Origin of the sequence: Ottowia beijingensis, assembly GCF_042680925.1 — a bacterium.
In the GTDB taxonomy this organism is placed as follows: Bacteria; Pseudomonadota; Gammaproteobacteria; order Burkholderiales; family Burkholderiaceae_C; genus Ottowia; species Ottowia beijingensis.
This window is the reverse complement of sequence record NZ_JBHUEP010000009.1, coordinates 186948-204820: the sequence shown is the minus strand read 5'-3', so window position 1 is coordinate 204820 and position 17873 is coordinate 186948. Positions and strand designations below refer to the sequence as shown.

Annotated in this window: 13 protein-coding genes; 5 read left to right on the top strand and 8 right to left on the bottom strand. The window is 68.6% G+C overall.

Going from position 1 to position 17873, the window contains the following annotated elements:
- Positions 1 to 25: 25 nt before the first annotated feature.
- The 3 genes from ACFSCU_RS14980 (at position 26) to nth (ending at position 2673) form a co-directional block, all read left to right on the top strand.
- Positions 26 to 838 (top strand): hypothetical protein, encoded by an 813-nt coding sequence (locus tag ACFSCU_RS14980; RefSeq protein ID WP_180549453.1) that lies wholly within the window; start codon positions 26 to 28, stop codon positions 836 to 838.
- Positions 839 to 1497: 659 nt separating this feature from the next.
- Positions 1498 to 1866, top strand: a complete 369-nt coding sequence (locus tag ACFSCU_RS14975) for a hypothetical protein (RefSeq protein WP_180549126.1) — start codon at positions 1498 to 1500, stop codon at positions 1864 to 1866.
- A gap of 168 nt (positions 1867 to 2034) precedes the next feature.
- Complete coding sequence (gene nth / locus ACFSCU_RS14970; protein ID WP_377561053.1) at positions 2035 to 2673, top strand: endonuclease III; 639 nt, start codon at positions 2035 to 2037, stop codon at positions 2671 to 2673.
- A gap of 93 nt (positions 2674 to 2766) precedes the next feature.
- On the opposite strand, the gene ACFSCU_RS14965 is transcribed toward nth, so the two are convergent.
- The 6 genes from ACFSCU_RS14965 to ACFSCU_RS14940 form a co-directional block, all read right to left on the bottom strand.
- Positions 2767 to 3753 (bottom strand): tripartite tricarboxylate transporter substrate binding protein BugD, encoded by a 987-nt coding sequence (locus ACFSCU_RS14965; RefSeq protein ID WP_180549454.1) that lies wholly within the window; start codon positions 3751 to 3753, stop codon positions 2767 to 2769.
- A gap of 103 nt (positions 3754 to 3856) precedes the next feature.
- A complete protein-coding gene (locus ACFSCU_RS14960) occupies positions 3857 to 4741 on the bottom strand; it encodes an HpcH/HpaI aldolase/citrate lyase family protein (RefSeq protein WP_377561052.1) in 885 nt (294 codons plus the stop codon).
- Between the two features lie 142 nt (positions 4742 to 4883).
- On the bottom strand, positions 4884 to 6254 hold the full coding sequence (locus tag ACFSCU_RS14955) for an MmgE/PrpD family protein (RefSeq protein WP_180549455.1): 1371 nt from the start codon (positions 6252 to 6254) through the stop codon (positions 4884 to 4886).
- Between the two features lie 180 nt (positions 6255 to 6434).
- The gene (locus tag ACFSCU_RS14950) at positions 6435 to 7622 is read right to left on the bottom strand and encodes a CaiB/BaiF CoA transferase family protein (RefSeq protein WP_377561051.1); all 1188 of its coding nucleotides are present in this window, start codon (positions 7620 to 7622) and stop codon (positions 6435 to 6437) included.
- A 151-nt stretch (positions 7623 to 7773) separates the two neighbouring features.
- Positions 7774 to 8937: an acyl-CoA dehydrogenase family protein gene (locus ACFSCU_RS14945; protein WP_377561050.1), complete on the bottom strand. Its 1164-nt coding sequence runs from the start codon at positions 8935 to 8937 to the stop codon at positions 7774 to 7776.
- Between the two features lie 68 nt (positions 8938 to 9005).
- Positions 9006 to 9902 carry an HTD2 family dehydratase gene (locus ACFSCU_RS14940; protein WP_333706941.1) on the bottom strand — a complete coding sequence of 299 codons (897 nt, stop codon included), beginning with the start codon at positions 9900 to 9902 and terminating at the stop codon, positions 9006 to 9008.
- Positions 9903 to 10005: 103 nt separating this feature from the next.
- Between ACFSCU_RS14940 and ACFSCU_RS14935 the strand changes: the two genes are divergently transcribed.
- Positions 10006 to 10944 carry a LysR substrate-binding domain-containing protein gene (locus ACFSCU_RS14935; RefSeq protein WP_257645578.1) on the top strand — a complete coding sequence of 313 codons (939 nt, stop codon included), beginning with the start codon at positions 10006 to 10008 and terminating at the stop codon, positions 10942 to 10944.
- 59 nt (positions 10945 to 11003) lie between these two features.
- Positions 11004 to 12242 (top strand): ABC transporter substrate-binding protein, encoded by a 1239-nt coding sequence (locus ACFSCU_RS14930; RefSeq protein ID WP_180549457.1) that lies wholly within the window; start codon positions 11004 to 11006, stop codon positions 12240 to 12242.
- Here ACFSCU_RS14930 and ACFSCU_RS14925 read toward each other — a convergent pair.
- Positions 12208 to 13614 (bottom strand): efflux transporter outer membrane subunit, encoded by a 1407-nt coding sequence (locus ACFSCU_RS14925; RefSeq protein ID WP_308645745.1) that lies wholly within the window; start codon positions 13612 to 13614, stop codon positions 12208 to 12210. The two genes, ACFSCU_RS14930 and ACFSCU_RS14925, sit on opposite strands and share 35 nt — an antisense overlap.
- Before the next feature lie 528 nt (positions 13615 to 14142).
- Entirely contained in the window at positions 14143 to 17379 is a 3237-nt protein-coding gene (locus ACFSCU_RS14920; protein ID WP_377561049.1) for an efflux RND transporter permease subunit, read from the bottom strand.
- Between the last annotated feature and the right edge of the window lie 494 nt (positions 17380 to 17873).

The window sequence follows — 17873 nt, the reverse complement described above, 5'->3', positions numbered from 1 at the left end:
GTCGATGTCGGCAGGGAGGGAATAAATGAAAGACATGCACCTGCGGCGCCGTCTTGCGCCGCGCTGGCTGACGGCCACTGCGAGCCTGCTGGCCTTATGGAGTCCGGCGGCTTTCGCCGACTTGGTCGTCCCGGCGGGCGCCAACGTCACACTTGGCGGCTCCATGGATATGGGCTGCACCGACGTCGTGGCCGACGGCACGCTCGACCTCGCGGGCGGCACGCTGAGCAACGTGCGCAACGTCCTCATAGGCGACGGCGGCCAGGTCAACCTGGGCAACGGCACGATTTCACTGGCCGGCAACTGGACCAACGGCGGCGGCACGCTGGGATTGCCCGGCACCGTAGCCATCGTCGACGAAGTGGCCTGCACGACCAGTTCGATCATCAGCGGCAACACCACCTTCGGCACGCTCAGCATCACCAGCAGCAGCGGCAAGCTGGTGCAGTTCGCGGTCGGCAGTACGCAGACGGTGCAGCAGTCGTTGGTGCTCACCGGCACCGGCACGCCCTTGCGCATCGAATCGACGACACCGGCCACGCCATCGGCCGACCTCCATCTGGCCGCTGGCGCCACGCAGAGCGTCTCGAACGTGGCCGTGCAGGGCATGAGCGCGAGCGGCCAGATGGTCGCGCCCGGGCAGACCAATCAGGCGCCGCCGGGCGCCGCCGTCAGCAACTGGTTCGCGGCACCTGTACCGCCCACGCCGGCCAACATCGCCCCGGTGCCGACCAACTCGCCTATCACCCTGCTGGGCATGGCCCTGGCAGTCGCCGCACTCGCCGCGCGCCAGCGTTTCGGCCGCAAGAACAAGCCATCAGGAAGGAGCCCCCAATGAACCCGCGTTTCAACCTCTCGCGCGTGGCCGCAGCCACCGCCACCATCACCCTCGTCGCAGCACCTGCGTGGGCGGCCGACCTCACCATGACAGCGCCGCCGGGCGGCAGCGTGGTCATCAACAGCCCCGTAGGTGGTGCCGGCGGCACGCTGCTCGGCGTGCGGCCGGATGGCGGCGTCGCCGTGCCCAAGCTGCCTGCCACCACCGGCTCGCAGGTCGGCGTGGTGTGCTACGACGCGACTGGCCTGCTGGTCACTTGCCCGGCGACCTATGGCGCACAAGGTCCGGCGGGACCAAAAGGTGACACGGGAGCGGAGGGTCCGGCGGGTCCCGCTGGGCCGAAGGGTGACATCGGCGCTGCTGGCCCCGCTGGGCCCACGGGCCCCAAGGGTGATGCGGGTGCTGCTGGCCCCGCCGGACCCGCGGGCCCCAAGGGCGATGCGGGTGCTGCTGGCCCCGCCGGACCCGCGGGCCCCAAGGGTGATGTGGGCGCTGCTGGCCCCGCGGGCCCCAAGGGTGACGCGGGTGCCACTGGCCCGGCCGGACCCGCGGGCCCCATCGGCCTCACCGGCCTCACCGGCGCCACCGGCCCGCAAGGGCCTCAGGGGTTGCAAGGCCCACAGGGATTACAAGGCGTCCCGGGCGCTGCGGGGCCCACCATGTTCTCGTCGCGATTGAACGTGACGAATAACGGCGCCGCCTTCGGACCAATTATCGGGGTTTCGGCACAAGCCAGTTCAGCCGCTAATGTGGGACTTGCATGGCGCCAAGCTTGCCAGGCCGGTGGGCTGGTCGTGGTGGGCTCTGGATTTGGTAACGGCAGCCCCAAAACTGTGCGCATCCTCAGTGGAGCCAGCCTCACAAACATGACGTCGAAGATGTCTTGCGCTGTGAGCAGCGCAACACCTGTTTGTTCTTCAGGAGAATCCGCCTCCATCGCTGTGGGTGACTTCTTGGCGGTGCAGGTTGGTGACAGCGGCAACAATACGGGCAGCTATAACGTCAACTTCAGTTGCACGCCGAACTGAGCTCGTTCATCGGGCGCGATCACATAGGACGCTAGCAGCCGCAAAGAATTCGCTCGAAAGGTCTGACTTGAGGCTGCGCGTGCAGCCCATTGAGCGCTTTGACGTCGGCCGGGAGCCGATTCGGGCCGATCCGCTCGGTGTCGCGCGGCTACGGTCAGAATCGGGCACATGACTCCCGCCCAGATCGAAACCTTCTTCGCCACCCTGCAGGCCGCCAACCCGCTGCCTGCCAGCGAATTGGAATACACCAGCGTGTTCGAGTTGCTCACCGCCGTGCTGCTGTCGGCGCAGGCCACGGACGTGGGGGTGAACAAGGCCACGCGCCGGCTGTTTCCGGTGGCGAACACGCCGCAGGCGATCCTCGACCTCGGTATCGAACGGCTCGAGGGTTACATCAAGACCATCGGCCTGTACCGCAGCAAGGCGAAGCACCTGATGCAGACCTGCCGCATCCTGGTGGAGCGCCACGGCGGCGAGGTGCCGCGCACGCGGGCCGAGCTGGAGGCCCTGCCCGGCGTGGGCCGCAAGACGGCCAACGTGGTGCTGAACGTGGCCTATGGGGAGCCGACGATGGCGGTGGACACGCACATCTTCCGCGTCAGCAACCGCACCGGCCTGGCGCCGGGCAAGACGCCGCTGGCGGTGGAGATGAAGCTGCTGCAACGCGTGCCGGCGAAGTACATGAACCACGCGCACCACTGGCTGATCCTGCACGGGCGCTACGTGTGCCTGGCGCGCACGCCGCGCTGCTGGGAATGCGCGGTGGCGCATTGCTGCGATTACCAGCCCAAGACGAAGGCGCCTTGAAAGCCGCCATGCCGGCCTGGAAGTCGGCATGAATACTACTTTATTCATAGCTGCCAGCGGCCGCCCATCAAGCGCTGAAGGCCGATTTGGCTCTCAATCGGCGTAGATCCCCGCCTTCTTGATCACCGGCCCCCACTTGGCGATCTCGGCCTGCAGGTGGCTGCGCAAACCTTCGGGCGTCATTTTGTCGGCGCTGGGGATGTCGGAGCTGAGCTCGGCCAGGCGCCTGGTCACCATCGGGTCGGCCATGGCGGTCTTCAGCGCGGCGTTCAGCTTGTCGATCACCTCCCTGGGCGTGCCCTTGGGTGCGTACATGCCGTGCCACACCTTCACCTCGAAGCCCTTCAGGCCCTGCTCGTCCAGCGTCGGCACGTCGGGCAGCGATGCCAGGCGGTTGTGCGTGGTCACGCCGTAGACCTTGATGCGGCCGTCCTTGATGAAGGGCACGGTCTGCGTGGTCTGGTCGCACAGCAGGTCCACCTGGCCGCCCAGCAGATCGTTCATGGCCGGGCCGGTGCCCTTGTACGGCACCGTGGTCAGTTCCACGCCGATCTGGCTCATGAAGAGCAGGCCGCACAGGTGCGACACCGCGCCCAGGCCGGCGTTGGCCAGCGTCACCTTGTTGCCGTTGGCCTTCAGGTAGGCCTGCAGCTCCTTGAAGTTGCTGGCCGGGAAGTCCTTGCGCGCCAGCAGCGTCATCGGCACGTCGACCACCTGGCCGATGTACTCGAAGTCCTTCAGCGGATCGAAGGCCAGCTTGCGGTACAGCGCCGGCGCAGTGGACATGCCCATGTGGTGCAGGAAGATCGTGTGGCCGTCGTGCGGCGCACGCGCCGTCTTGGCGGCGGCGATGGTGCCGCCGGCGCCCACGGCGTTGTCGACGATCACCGTCTGCCCCAGCGCCTTGCCCATGGGCACGGCGATCAGGCGCGCCACCACGTCGGTCGGCCCGCCAGCGGCGAAGGGCACGATGATGCTGACGGGCTTGCTCGGAAAGCCCTGCGCCGTGGCGGCGCTGGCCGCAGCCAGTGCGGTGGCGGCCAGCGCCAGCTGGATCGTGCGTTTGATTCGAAAGGCCATTTGCTGTCTCCTGATGATGTGAAGCCAAGGCGCCTGTCTGATCGGTTTGGCGGGGCGCGCCTGCAACCATGAAACCCCGAAAACCGTGGAAAGCTGGTGCGGCCTATCCGAGGCCGCTCGCACCCTGTGGCACGCGGATGCGCGCGGCACGCGCCAGCACCTGCCGCGCCAGCGCCACCACCGGCGCATCGACCATGCGGCCATCGATGCTGAACACGCCGCCCTGCGCCGCCGCGAAGCCATCGACCACGCGGCGCGCCCAGTCGGCCTGCTCCGGCGCGGGCGCAAAGGCCGCGTGCACCGCCGCCAGCTGCGCCGGGTGAATGCACAGCTTGCCGCCGAAGCCGCCGCGCAGCGCACGCGCCGCGTGCGACTGCACCAACGCCGTGTCCTGCGTGTCGGTCGTCACGCCGTCCACCGGCGGCACCACCCCCGCCAGGCGCGAGGCCAGCACGATCTGCAGGCGCACCGGCACCAGTTCGGCCTCGTCCGGCCCGCAGGCCAGGCCAAGATCGGCCTGGAAGTCGAGGTGACCGAACAGCAGGCGCGCCACCTGCGGCGCAGCGGCGATGGCACGCACGGCCTCCAGCCCGGCGGCGGATTCGATCAGCGGCAGCAGTGCGCCCTGCCCGCCCAGCGCGGCGGCCACGGGCTGCAGCGCGGCGGCACTCTCGGCCTTGGGCACCACCACCGCGCCCAGACCCTGCGTCGCGAGCGTGGGCAGAGCGGCCACGTCGTCGGCGTGCCACGGCGTGCCGGCGGCATTGATGCGCAGCGCCAGGCGCGCGCGATCAGCGGCGGGCAGCGTGGGCAGCAGCTGGGTCAGACCAAGGCGCGCACCGGCCTTGGCGGCGGGCGCCACGGCGTCTTCCCAATCGACGATCACGGCGTGCGCGCCGCTGGCCAGCGCCTTGGGCACGCGCTCGGGCCGGTCACCGGGCACGAAGAGGAAGCTGCAGGCCGAGGCCATGGGCGATGGCCCACTCATCCGGCGACCCCTGCCTCTGCGCCCTCCCCCGCTGGCGGAGGGTTGGGGTGGGGGCCGCACCGCCCCTTTGGGCACGGGCACGCCCCCATCCCTGCCTTCCCCCAGCGGGGGAAGGAGAAAAACCGAACCACATGCACCGGCGTCATGCCGCCTGCCCCAGCAAACGCCCCACGCGCGGCCAGCTCGCCACGTTCCACAGCGCATCGATGGCGGCCTGCATCTCGGCCGGCTGCGCGCCGCCGCTCCAGGCCGCCAGGCGCAGCGCCTTGGCGGTGAGCTCGTCGCGCGTCAGCGTGTTGCCAGGGTCGCCCTTGGGTTCGTCCACACGGCCGTGCAGCGTGCGGCCGTCGGTGGTGGTCACCGTGACCTTGCCGATCCAGCGGCGCGGGTAGACGGCGTCGACTTCCTCGTCCAGCACCATGCTCACCTTGTCGCGCAGCGCCTGCGTGGCCGCGCTCAGGTAGTCGCGGTCGAACTCGGTCAGGCCCGCATGGCCGTGCTGCGCGGCCAGCGCCAGCACGGTGCCCATGCTGAACTTGGCTTGATGCACGGTGGCCGGCTGCACCACCGGGCCGAGCACGTCGATGGCGCCCTGGTGCACGTGGGTGACGACTTGGGCGATGTCGCCGGCCTTCACGCCGTGCGCGGCCATCACCGTCAGCAGCGCGTCGGCCGCCGGGTGCGTGTGGCGGCAGCTGGCGTGCCATTTGAACGAGGTCTCGGCCGTGGCCCAGCGTGTGCCCAGGCCGTCGGTCAGGCGCGCTGGGTCGCTGTCGCTGCTCATGCCCGCTGCCAGGCCCTGCGGGCCGGTGAAGATGTCGGCCGCGCCGGTGAAGCCGTCGCGCGCCAGATACGCCGCCATCAAGCCCGCGCCGGCCGCGTGCGCGGTGTGCAGCTGCTTGCTGTCGGCCGCGGTGCGCAGAAATTCCCACAGCCCGGCCGACTGCGTGCCGGCGGAGCCGAAGGCATGCAGCATCTGCGCCGCATCGAGCTTGAGCAGGTGCCCCACCGCCGCGGCCGCCGCCAGCGTGCCGGCGGTGCCGGTAGTGTGGAACACCTTGTAGTGCGAGCGCCCCAGGAACTCGCCCACGCGGATGCCGACCTCGTAGCCGGCCACGCTGGCCGTGATCAGATCGCGCCCGCTCGCTTGAAGAGCCTGCGCCACCGCCACGGCGGGCGGAAACACCACCGTCGCCGGGTGGAACACCGAGCCGTTGTGCACGTCGTCCTGCTCGGCCACGTGCGATGCCGCCCCGTTGGCCAGCGCCGCCAGGTAAGGCGTGGTGCCGGCGCGGCTGACGAGGACCTCGCTCGGCCCCTCGGCCGGGCCCATGCTCTGCGCGAAGTGCGCAATGGTCTCGACCGGGCGCGAGCCATGGCCGGCCACCGCCGAGCCGAACCAGTCGACCAGCAGGTTCTCGGCGAAGCGCACCACCGGCTCGGGGATCGCGTCGAAGCGCAGGCCGGCGGCGAACGTCGCCAGTTGGGCAGCAGAAGAGGTTTTCATGGTCATTTCAGGCTCCAGCGCTTATCTGGCAAGCGCAAGCAGCTATGGTTACAGGAGCAACCTCGACCCCGATGCAAGGGCTCGTGATGGCTCGCGCTTGATCGGGGGCACGCCCGCTCCCACAGGTTCTTTCGCATTTCAGCCGTCGTCATTCGGCGCGAACCGCTGTGCATTTCAAAGTAGCGATCAGATCGCCTTGGCCTCGCGCAGCCGCGCCACGCTGGCGTCGTCGCGCCCCAGTTCGCGCAGGATCGCCTCGGTGTGTTCGCCCACGCGCGGCACGGCGTCCATGCGGTAGTCGAACGCGCTGTTGCGGCCGGGCGGCAGCAGCGCGGGCACTGCGCCGGCGGGCGAGCCGACATCGCGCCAGCGCTCGCGCGCCTTCAACTGCGGGTGTGCCCACAGGCCGGCCATGTCGTTCATGCGCGCGTTGGCGATCTGCGCGGCGTCCAGCCGCGCCTCGACCTCCGCGGTGCTCAGCTTGGCGAAGGCTTCGACGATCAGCGCACGCAGCGCCTCGCGGTTGGCGTTGCGCTGGGCGTTGGCGTTGAAACGCTCGTCGGTGGCCAGCGCCGGGTTCTGCAGTACCACGTCGCAGAAGCTCTTCCACTCGCGCTCGTTCTGCAGGCCCAGCATCACCGTGCCGCCATCGCCGGCTGGGAACGGCCCATAGGGGTAGATGCTGGCGTGCGACGCGCCCGTGCGCGGCGGCGGCGTGGCGCCTTCGAAGGCGTAGTACATCGGGTAGCCCATCCACTCGCCCAGCGCCTCCAGCATCGACACGTCGATGTGGCTGCCCTCGCTCGTCTTCTGACGCAGCAGCAGTGCCGACAGGATGCTGGTGAAGGCGTACATGCCGGCGGCGATGTCAGCCATCGAGTTGCCCGCTTTCGACGGCGTATCGGGCGTGCCGGTGATGGACAGGAAGCCCGCCTCGCTCTGGATCAGTAGGTCGTAGGCCTTCTTGTCGCGGTACGGACCGTTGTCGCCATAGCCGGAGATGTCGCAGACGATGAGCCTGGGGTGCTTTTCGCGCAGTGCCTCCCATGAGAGGCCCATGCGCGCGGCAGCGCCCGGGGCCAGGTTCTGCAGCAGCACATCGGCGTTCTTCAACAGATCCCTCAGCACGGCGAGCGCGTCGGGGTGCTTCAGGTCGAGCGTCAGGCTTTCCTTGCTGCGGTTGGTCCAGACGAAGTGCGAGGCCTCGCCCTTCACGCGGGTGTCGTAGGCACGGGCGAAGTCGCCTACGCCGGGGCGCTCGACCTTGATGACCCGGGCGCCCAGGTCGGCCAGCTGGCGGCTGGCAAAGGGCGCGGCGATGGCGTGTTCGAGCGAGATGACGGTGATGCCGTCGAGGGGTCTGGGGTTTGTCATGTCTCAAGCACTGGATGAATACCGAATACCGGACGCAGAGGACGCAAAGATTTCGCAGAGGACGCAAAAGAACAGCCAAAAGAAGTTGGGTATTTCCTTTTGCGTCCTCTGCGAATCCTTTGCGTCCTCTGCGTTCGGCTGTTGGTTCTTTTCAAAATGATCGCGGCAGGCCCAGCACGTGCTCCGCCACATAGCTGAAGATCATGTTGGTCGAGATCGGCGCCACCTGGTACAGGCGCGTCTCGCGAAACTTGCGCTCCACGTCGTACTCGCATGCAAAGCCGAAGCCGCCGTGCGTCTGCAGGCACACGTTGGCCGCTTTCCACGACGCCATCGCCGCCAGGTGCTTGGCCATGTTGGCCTCGGCGCCCGCGTTCTGGTGCGCGTCGATCTTCTCGCACGCCTTCCAGCGCATCAGGTTGGCCGCCTCCACTTCGATGAAGGCCTCGGCGATCGGGAACTGCACGCCCTGGTTCTGCCCGATGGGGCGGCCGAACACCACGCGCTCACTGGCGTATTGGCGGGCGCGGTCGATGAACCAGTAGCCGTCGCCGATGCACTCGGCCGCGATCAGCGTGCGCTCGGCGTTCAGGCCATCGAGCAAGGTCTTGAAGCCACGCCCCTCAGGGCCCAGCAGGTTCTCCTCGGGAATCTCCAGGTTGTCGAAGAACAGCTCGTTGGTCTCGTGGTTGACCATGTTCAGGATCGGCTGCACCGTCAGGCCGTTGCCGATGGCGCTCTTCAGGTCGATCAGGAAGCAGGACAGCCCTTCCGAGCGCTTCTGCACCTCGGCCAGCGGCGTGGTGCGCGCCAGCAGGATCATCATGTCGCTGTGCTGGATGCGGCTGATCCACACCTTCTGGCCGTTGATGACCCAGCGGCCGTCCTTCTTCACGGCGCTGGTCTTGAGCCTGGTGGTGTCGCTGCCGGTGGTCGGCTCGGTCACGCCCATCGACTGGATGCGCATCTCGCCGCTGGCGATCTTCGGCAGGTACTTCTGCTTCTGCGCCTCGCTGCCTGAGCGCACGATGGCGTTCATCACGTACATCTGGCCGTGGCAGGCGCCGCTGTTGCCGCCGCTGCGGTTGATCTCTTCCATGATCACCGAGGCCTCGGCCATCGACAGGCCGGCACCACCGTACTCCTCGGGAATCAGCGCCGCCATCCAGCCGGCCTTGGTCAGCGCGTCGACGAATTCCTTGGGGTAGCCGCGCACTTCGTCGACCTTGCGGAAGTACTCGTCGGGAAACTGCGCACACAGGTCGCGCACGGCGTCGCGGATGTCGGGGAACTGGTCGTCGCTGATGGCTTTCATGATGCAATTTTGCTATTGAATAGTGAGCTGTCACCGCCCAATCCGCAGCGACTCGGGGCTGATTCGGCTTACAACACGAAGGCCAGATCCACCTCGCCCTGCATGGTCAGCCAGCCTTCGTGGTCGTGCGCCCACAGCTTGACGTGGCGGCCATCGGCTGAAGGCTCGCCGCTGACGAAGAAGGGATGCCCATCGAACGTCGGCCGCACGGCGCGGAAGCTGAAGCGCTCGATCACCGCACGCGACTCGTGCCGCCGCACCAGGTCGGTCAGCAGCGTGGCGATCAGCGGGCCGTGCACGATCAGGCCGGGATAGCCCTCCTCCTGCGTCACGTACTGGCGGTCATAGTGGATGCGGTGGCCGTTGAAGGTGAGCGCGCTGTAGCGGAACAGCAGCACGTCGTCGGGCACGATCCGGCGCTGCCAGGTTGCCGCGGTCTGGGCGGCGATGGGCGACGCCGGCTTGGCGCCAGGCTGCGCCGCGGCGACATAGACGATGTCGTGCTCCTCGGTCAGGCACAGGCCCTGCGCGTTGTGCACCTCGTGCTTCACCAGCACGAACACCATCTCGCCCGTCCGCCCGCTCTTGTGCGTCACCGATTCGATGCGCGAGACCTTGCGCGCCGCATCGCCCACGCGCAGCGGGTTGCCCGGCACCCACGTCAGGCGCCCGCCGGCCCACATGCGGCGTGGCAGCGGCACGGGGGGCAGAAAGCCGCCACGCCTGGGGTGCCCATCCGGCCCCAGCTGGCTCTGCGGCGCCTGCGGCAGAAAGTACAGCCAGTGGCCCAGCGGCGGCACGGGCGTGCCCTTGGCCGGCTGCGCGTCGTCACGGTCCAGCGTGGCGGAGAGGCCGCGCAGCGGCGCGGCGGTGATGTCGTCGTGCAGTTCCTCGCTCTTGCCCACCCACTGCTGCAAGTGGGCGATGGCGGCGGCGTCCAGGGTGTTGGCGGTGTCTTGACTCATGCCCGCATGGTGCACCCATGCAGGCTGCGCCACAATCGGCGAATTCGGAACCAAGCCTTCGGTTTTCACGAAACCTCATGCGGGTTTACCCAAGGAGCGCCGCTTGCAATTCGACCTGACCGACCTGCGCCTGTTCGTGCGCACCGCCGAGGAAGGCGCCCTGACCCGCGCCGCCGCACGCCAGCACCTGTCGCTGGCGTCGGCCAGCGCGCGCATCAAGGCGCTGGAGGAGCAGGCCGGCCTGCCGCTGCTGTACCGCGAGGCACGCGGCGTGCGCCTGACGCCGGCGGGCGACGCCTTCTTGCACCACGCGCGCGGCGTGCTGCGCCAGACCGAGCAGCTGCGCGCCGAGCTGCAGGAATACGGCGGCGGCCTGCGTGGCCACCTGCGCGTGTTCGCCAACACCACAGCGGTGATGGATTTTCTGCCCGAGCTGCTGCCGGCGTTCCTGCGCGAGCACCCGCGCGTCAACATCGACCTTCAGGAAAAACCGAACGCTGACATCGCCCGCGGCGTGCGCGACGGCCGCGCCGACTTGGGGATAATTGCCGGCGACGTCGACACAGCCGGCCTGCACGCCACGCACTTTTCCACCGACCGGCTGGTGCTGGTGGTGGCGCGCGGCCACCCGCTGGCGCGCCGCCGGCGCATCGCCTTCGCCGAGACACTGGAACACGACTACATCGGCATGCACACCGGCAGCACGCTGCAGGCCTACCTGAACCGCATCACCGAGCAGATGGGCCGCACGCTCAAGCTGCGCATCCAGCTCACGAGCTTCGACGCCATGTGCCGCATGGTCAGCGGCGGCGTGGGCATCGGCGTGGTGCCCGAGAGCGCGGCCCGGCGCAACCTGCAGGCCATGAAGCTGGCGCAGATCGAGCTGACCGACGAATGGAAGTGGCGCGAGCGCCGCGTGCTGGTGCGTGAGGGCGATACGCTGCCGGGCTATGCCCAGGACCTGATCGAGATGCTGTGCCGGCACTTCGACCACCCACCGGGTTTGCGTGAAAAACCGCACACCGACCAGCGAAAACCCTGAGCGGCACAGGCGTCGGCTCCCGCTCCAATGCGCCTCGATTTCCAGAGGTTCCTTTCATCATGACCCGACCGCACGCCACCGCCCTGCTCGCCGCCGCACTCGCATCATTCGTGCTGGCCCCAACCGCCGCGGCCCAGGCCGACAGCCAGATCAAGATCGGCCTCATCGGCCCGTTCACCGGTGGCTCGGCCGACTTCGGCAATTCGATGCGCAACGGCGTCGAGCTGGCGGTCAGCGAGATCAACGCCCTGGGTGGCTACGTCGGTCGCAAGTTCGAGCTGGTGGTGCGCGACGACAAGGCCAACCCCGAACTCGCGCGCCAGATGTCGGAAGAACTGGTCAAGGAAGGCGTGCTGGCCACCATCGGCTTCTGCAACTCGGGCAACGCCGTCAAGTCGCTCGACATCTACCAGAAGGCCCGCGTGCCGCTGATCGTGCCCTGCGCCACCAGCACGCCCATCACCAGCACCATCCCGGCGGCCGAGAGCTATATCTTCCGCACCTCCGCACGCGACAGCCTTCAGGTGCCCTTCGTGGTCAACGAGGTAGTGCGCCGCGGCTGGACCCGGGTGGCCGTGCTGGCAGACAGCACCGGCTATGGCAATGCGGGCCTGGAGGATTTCACCAAGGCCCTGGCCGCGCACAAGCTCAAGCCCGCGCATGTCGGTCGCTTTGATATCGGCGTCAAGGACATGACCGACGCCGTGAAGGCGGCGCGCGATTCGAACGCGCAGGTGCTGTTCACCATCACCGTCGGCCCCGAGAACGCGGTGATCGCACGCGCCCGCGAGGCCCTCGGCTGGAAGGTGGCCCAGGTCGGCCCGTGGGGCCTCACCTTCCCGACCTACATCGACGCCGCCAAGAGCGCTGCTGAAGGCACGCTGATGGCCATGACCTTCGTGGCCGAACCCAGCAACGAACGCCGCGCCACCTTCCTGTCGAACTACCGGCGCCACCACAAGACCGACCGCATCGCGGTGCCGATTGCCGCAGCCCAGGCCTACGACAGCACCTACCTGCTGGCCCACGCCCTGATGTCCATCAAGGACCGCAGCAAGCTCGACGGCCCGGCCATCAAGCATGCGCTGGAGAACAACGACCGCCCCTACTACGGCGTGGTGGCCACCTACAAGAACGCCTTCTCCTCGACCGACCATGACGCGATGACCGAGAACATGCTGTACCTCGGCACCGTGCGCAACGGCGTCGTCACCTTCGCCAACCCCGACGACGCCAAGCGCAACCTGATCGTGCAGCGCAAGGTCAGCGCGGCGCCGCCGGCGACAACGGTGCGATAGGCCTCTCGACCACCCACGGCACCTGCCAGCCGCCGCCCAGCGCCTGGATCAAGCCCACCGCCGCCTGCTGGCGCTGCAATTGCAGCTGCAGCAGGCTGCGCCGCGCGCTTAAAGCGCTGGCCTGGGCCTGCACCACTTCGGTGTACGAGGTCAGGCCCGCCTGGTAGCGGTTCATCTGCTGCTGCTCGATGCGCTCGGCCGCATCGGCCGCAGCGCGCACGTGCTCCGTCTGCGCGGCCAGCGTGGCCAGGGCGCTGAGCTGGTCTTCCACCTCCTTCATGCTGGTCAGCGCCGCCTGGCGGTAGCGCGCCACGGCGGCGTCGCGCGCGGCCAGCGTCTGCTCCACCCGCGCCTCGCGCGCGCCGCCGTCGAAGATGTTCTGCGCCAGCGCCAGCCCAATCGACCACAGCAGGCTGGGGGCCGACACCAGATCGGCCAGGTGCACGCCGCCCGCGCCGAGGCTGGCACTCAGGTTGAGGTTGGGGAAGTACGCACTACGCGCCACGCCGATCTGCGCGTTGGCGGCGGTCACGGCGCGCTCGGCGCTGGCCACATCGGGGCGGCGCAGCAGCAACAGCGACGGCAATTCAGCCGGCACGCGCGGCACGGTGTGGACCCACGGCGCCGGCGCCACGGCAAAGCCGGCCGGCGCCTCGCCCACCAGCAGCGCAACGGCGTGTTCGTAGGCAGTGCGGCTGCGCTGCAGCGCCACGCGCGTGGCCTGGGCGTTGCGCAGCGTGCTCTGTGCCTGGAAGGTGTCGGTGCGCGGCACCACGCCGACGTCGTAGCGGTTCTGCGTGATGCGGGCGTTGCGCTGGTAGCCGGCGATGATGTCATCCATCAGCGCGATCTCGGCATCGGTGGCGCGCAGGGCCAGATAGGCCTCGGCCAGGCTGGCCTGCGCATTCAGGCGCGCGCCCGCCAGGTCGGCCTCGCTGGCCTGCACGCTGGCCGACTGCGCGTTCACCGCCTCGCGGATGCGGCCCCACAAGTCGGGCGCCCAGCTCGCGTTCAGGTTGATGCTGGCAGCGCCGCTGGTGGCGCGGTCGTCGCCGCCGCTGCGCTGCTGGCTGGCCTGCGCGCCCAGTTGCGGCATGAACTCGGCCTGCTGCTGGCGCAGCAGCGCCTGCGCCTGCGCCACGTTGGCGGCGGCGACTTTCAGGTTCTGGTTGTTCAGATCGACCCGCGCGATCAGCCCCTGCAGCACCGGGTCGTCGAACAGCAGCCACCACTGGCCCTGTGACCAGGCACGCGCCTCGTCGGTGCTGACCCAGCCTTCGGCCGGCGCGGCGTTCTTCCAGTGCAGGGGCACCGGCATCGGCTCCATGGCCGTCTTGGGTGCCAGCGAGCAGGCGCTGAGCAGGCAGGCCACAACCACAGCGCCTACCAACGTTTTGGGGCGTTGGCGCCCAACTGAAAAGCGCGAGCAGCTATCTTTTTGGTAGTTATTCATGACAATTCAGCGCCCCTCATCAGGCCGAGCGCAGCGATGGCCTGTGTGGTTTTCCCATTCCCCTCTGGATGCGCCGAGGAGCGCAGCGGGCGGGGTGAGCGGGTGCACCGAAGGATGCACACGCTTCGTGATCTGACTCGCTGGCGATGTTTGAGCGGCGTGAACGCAGTGAACAAAGCGAGTTCGACAGCGCACCCCGCCCGCGAGCACCGCAGGTTGCCCGCAGCGAAGCGGAGGGACGCAGCCAGTGGGGTCGCCTTTTTCTTTGGTTACTTTCTTTTTGGCGAGACAAAAAGAAAGTGACTGCGCCGCCGGGCGCACATCCCGGCCAGCAACGCATCCAACGCCCCAGCCCCTCACCTCAACCCTCTCCCCAAAAGGGCGAGGGAGTATCCGGGCCGCTCGACAGGTGCATGGAAAGAACAGACCGCGCTCATATCAACATCCTCAAGCCACCCCTCTTGCCAACATCGCCTCATTCGCCGGCCGTCGCCGCAGCTTGTCGAGCAGCACATAGACCACCGGCGTGGTCAGCAGCGTCAGCAACTGGCTGGCCAGCAGGCCGCCGATGATGGTCACGCCCAGCGGCTGGCGCAGCTCGGCCCCCACGCCGAAGCCGATGGCCAGCGGCAGCGCGCCCAGCGCGGCGGCCAGCGTGGTCATCATGATGGGCCGAAAGCGCATCAGCGCCGCCTCGCGCGCGGCCTGCGCGGCCGTCAACCCACGCGAGCGCTGCGCATCGAGCGCAAAGTCGATGATCAGGATGCCGTTCTTCTTCACGATGCCGATCAGCAGAAACACGCCGATCAGCGCCATGATGGAAAACTCCATCTTCATCGCCATCAGCGAGAACACCGCGCCAAAACCCGCCGAGGGCAGCGTGGTCAGCACCGTCACCGGGTGGATCAGGCTTTCGTACAGGATGCCGAGCACGATGTAGATCACCACGATGGCGGCGGCGATCAGGATCACCTGTTCGGACTGCTGCTTCTGCGCCTCGCCCGCCGCGCCGCTGAACTGCCCGCGCACATTGTTGGGCATGCCGATGGCGCTTTCTGCCTCGCGCACGGCCTGGCGCGCCTGGTCCAGCGACACCCCATCGGCCAGGTTGAACGACAGCGTGGACGACAGCTCGCCGCCGTCGTGCATCACCGAGGTGGGCACCGCCCGCTCGCGCACCGTGGCAAAGGCCGACAGCGGCACCATGCGGCTTTCCTGCGCCGACAGCGGCTGCCCGGTGGAGGCACTGCGCAGCGCGGGGTTGGCCGAGGCAGCGGCGGTGGCGCTTGAGGTGGCGGCCGCATCGCCGCTGGCCGCCGCGCTCACCCGCCCCGCCGGCACGAACACGTCGCGCAGCACCACGGGCGACTGCGCGAACTCGGGCGCCCACTCCATCACCACCGAATACTGGTTCATGTCGGCATACATCGTCGCCACGCTGCGCTGGCCGAAGGCGTTGTACAGCGCGCTGTTGATGGCGCTGGTGGTCACGCCCAGTTGCGCGGCGCGGTCGCGGTCGATATCGATGAAGGTCTCCACGCCGTTCTCGGTCTGGTCGTCGTCCACGTCGGTCAGGCGCGCGTCCAGCTTCATCTGGTCCGACAGGCGCTGCACCCAGGTCTTCAGGTCGGCCTGGTTGTCGGCCTTCAGCGTGAACTGGTAGGTGCTGTTGCTGCTGCGCCCGCCCATGCGCAGCTCCTGCACCGGGTTGAGGAACACGCGCAGGCCGGTGATCTGGTTCAGTGGCGCGCGCAGGCGGTTGATGACCTCGCGCGTGCTTTCGGTGCGCTCGCTAGGGGGCTTGAGCGCGGCCGACAGAAAGCCGCCGCCCGCGCCGCCACCGCCTGAAAAGCCCACCACCGTGGCCACGGCCGGATCGCGCCGCACGATGTCCACGGCCTGCTGCAGCTTCTCAGCCAGGGCGCTGGACGAGATGCTCTGGTCGGCGCGCAGGCCGCCCTGCAGCTGCCCGTTGTCCTGCTCGGGGAAGAAGCCCTTGGGGATGGCCATGAACAGGTAGACGTTGAGCGCCACCACCACGGCCAGCACCGTCACCACCGTCCACGGCGCGGCCAGCGACCAGTCGAGCGCGTGGCCGTAGGCGCGCTCCAGCGCACCCTGCGCCCGCGCCAGGCCGCGCGCCACGGCACCGCGGCTGCGCTGCGCCACGCTTTGCCGCTCGCCCGCATCGCGCTGCGGTTTCAGGAGCATGGCGCACATCATCGGCGTGGTGGTGAGCGAGATGACGAGCGAGATCATCACCGCGATCGACAGCGTCATGGCGAACTCGCGGAACATGCGCCCCACCGCGCCGCCCATGAACAGCAGCGGAATGAACACCGCCACCAGCGACAGGCTGATGGTGAGCACCGTGAACCCCACCTCGCGCGCGCCGCGCAGCGCCGCCTCCAGCCGCGGCGCGCCTTTCTCGAGGTGGCGCGAGATGTTCTCGAGCACCACGATGGCGTCGTCCACCACGAAGCCGGTGGCCACCGTCAGCGCCATCAGCGTCAGGTTGTTGAGCGAATAGCCCAGCGCGTACGTCACCGCGAAGGTGCCCAGCAGCGACACCACCGTGGCCACGCCCGGAATCAGCGCCGAGCGCAGGTTGCGCAGGAACAGGCCGACCACGACGACGACCAGAACGATCGAGATCAGCAGCGTGAGCTGCACCTCGTGCACCGACGCGCGGATCATGCCAGTGCGGTCGATGGCGACGTCGAGCGTGATGTCCTGCGGCAGCTGCGCGCGCAGCGCCGGCAGCATGGCGTTGATGGCGTCGGCGGTTTCGATCAGGTTGGCGCCGGGCTGCTGCGTGACGTTGACCACGATGGCCGGCTTGCCGTTGAACATGCCGCGGCGGCGGGTGTCTTCCACGCTGTCGATCACGCGCGCCACGTCGCCCAGCCGCACCTGCGCGCTGCCGCGCGAGGCGATGATGAGGTCGCGGTAATACGCCGCGCGCAGCCCCGGCGGCGGCGTGTTGACCTGCAGCGCGCGGCCGGATTCGGTGCCGCCCACTTCGACGATGCCCTTGGGCCGGTTGGCGTTGTTGGCCTGGATGGCGGCGCGAACGTCCTCGCTGGAAAGGCCCAGGTCGTTGAGCGCGAACGGGTTCAGCTCCACCCGCACGGCGGGCAACGAGCCGCCGCCCAGTTCCACATCGCCCACGCCCGGCACCTGCGCCAGCCGCTGGCTGACGATGTTGCTCACGGCGTCGTACACCTGCCCCGGCGTGCGCGTGTCGGAGGTGAGCGCGAGGATCAGGAAGGGTTGCGCAGCGGGGTTGCGCTTGCGGTAGGTGGGGTTGCTGCGCAGCGTGGCGGGCAGATCGACGCGGGCGGCGTTGATGGCGGCCTGCACCTCGCGCGCGGCGTCATCAATGTTGCGGTTCAGGTCGAACTGCAGCATCACGCGGGTCTGGCCGGTGCTGCTCCACGACGTCATCTCGTTGACGCCCGGGATGGTGCCCAGGTAGCGCTCCAGCGGCGTGGCGACGCTGCGCGCCATGTCGGACGGGCTGGCGCCGCTGAGGCTGGCGTTGACGCTGATGAAGGGGAAGTCGACGGCGGGCAGGCGGGCGACGGGGAGCAGGAAGAAGGCGACGATGCCCGCGAGCGCGATTCCGAGCGTGAGGAGGACGGTGGCGACGGGGCGGTGGATGAAGGGGCGGGAGAGGTTCACTTGGCCTCCCCTGGGGTGTTACTCCCTCGCCCCGCTGGGGAGAGAGCCTGCCCCGGACTTGATCCGGGGGTGGGGGTGAGGGGCTGCTCGGCTTCTTTGCTGGCTGTCGTTGTTTGGATGCGCTGCTGGCCGGGATGTGCGCCCGGCGGCGCAGTCACTTTCTTTTGTTTCGCCAAAAGAAAGTAACCAAAGAAAAAGCGACCCCGCTGGCCGTGTCCCCTGCGCTTCGCTTCGGGGCAACCTGCGATGCTCGGGCATGAGGCGGCGCTGCGGAACTCGCTTTGTTCGCTGCGCTCACGCCGCTCGAACATCCGCAGCAAGTCAGAGCACGAAGCGCGGCATGCTGCGCTGCCGCGCCCGCCCCACGCCCTGCGCTTCTCGGCACGGCCATAGGGGCTTTCAACAAGCCCCTTCGGGCCATCGCTGCGCTCAGCCTGGGTGACTGGGTGTGGGAGCGGGCTTGCCCGCGATGAACGCATCGGAAGAACATAGGC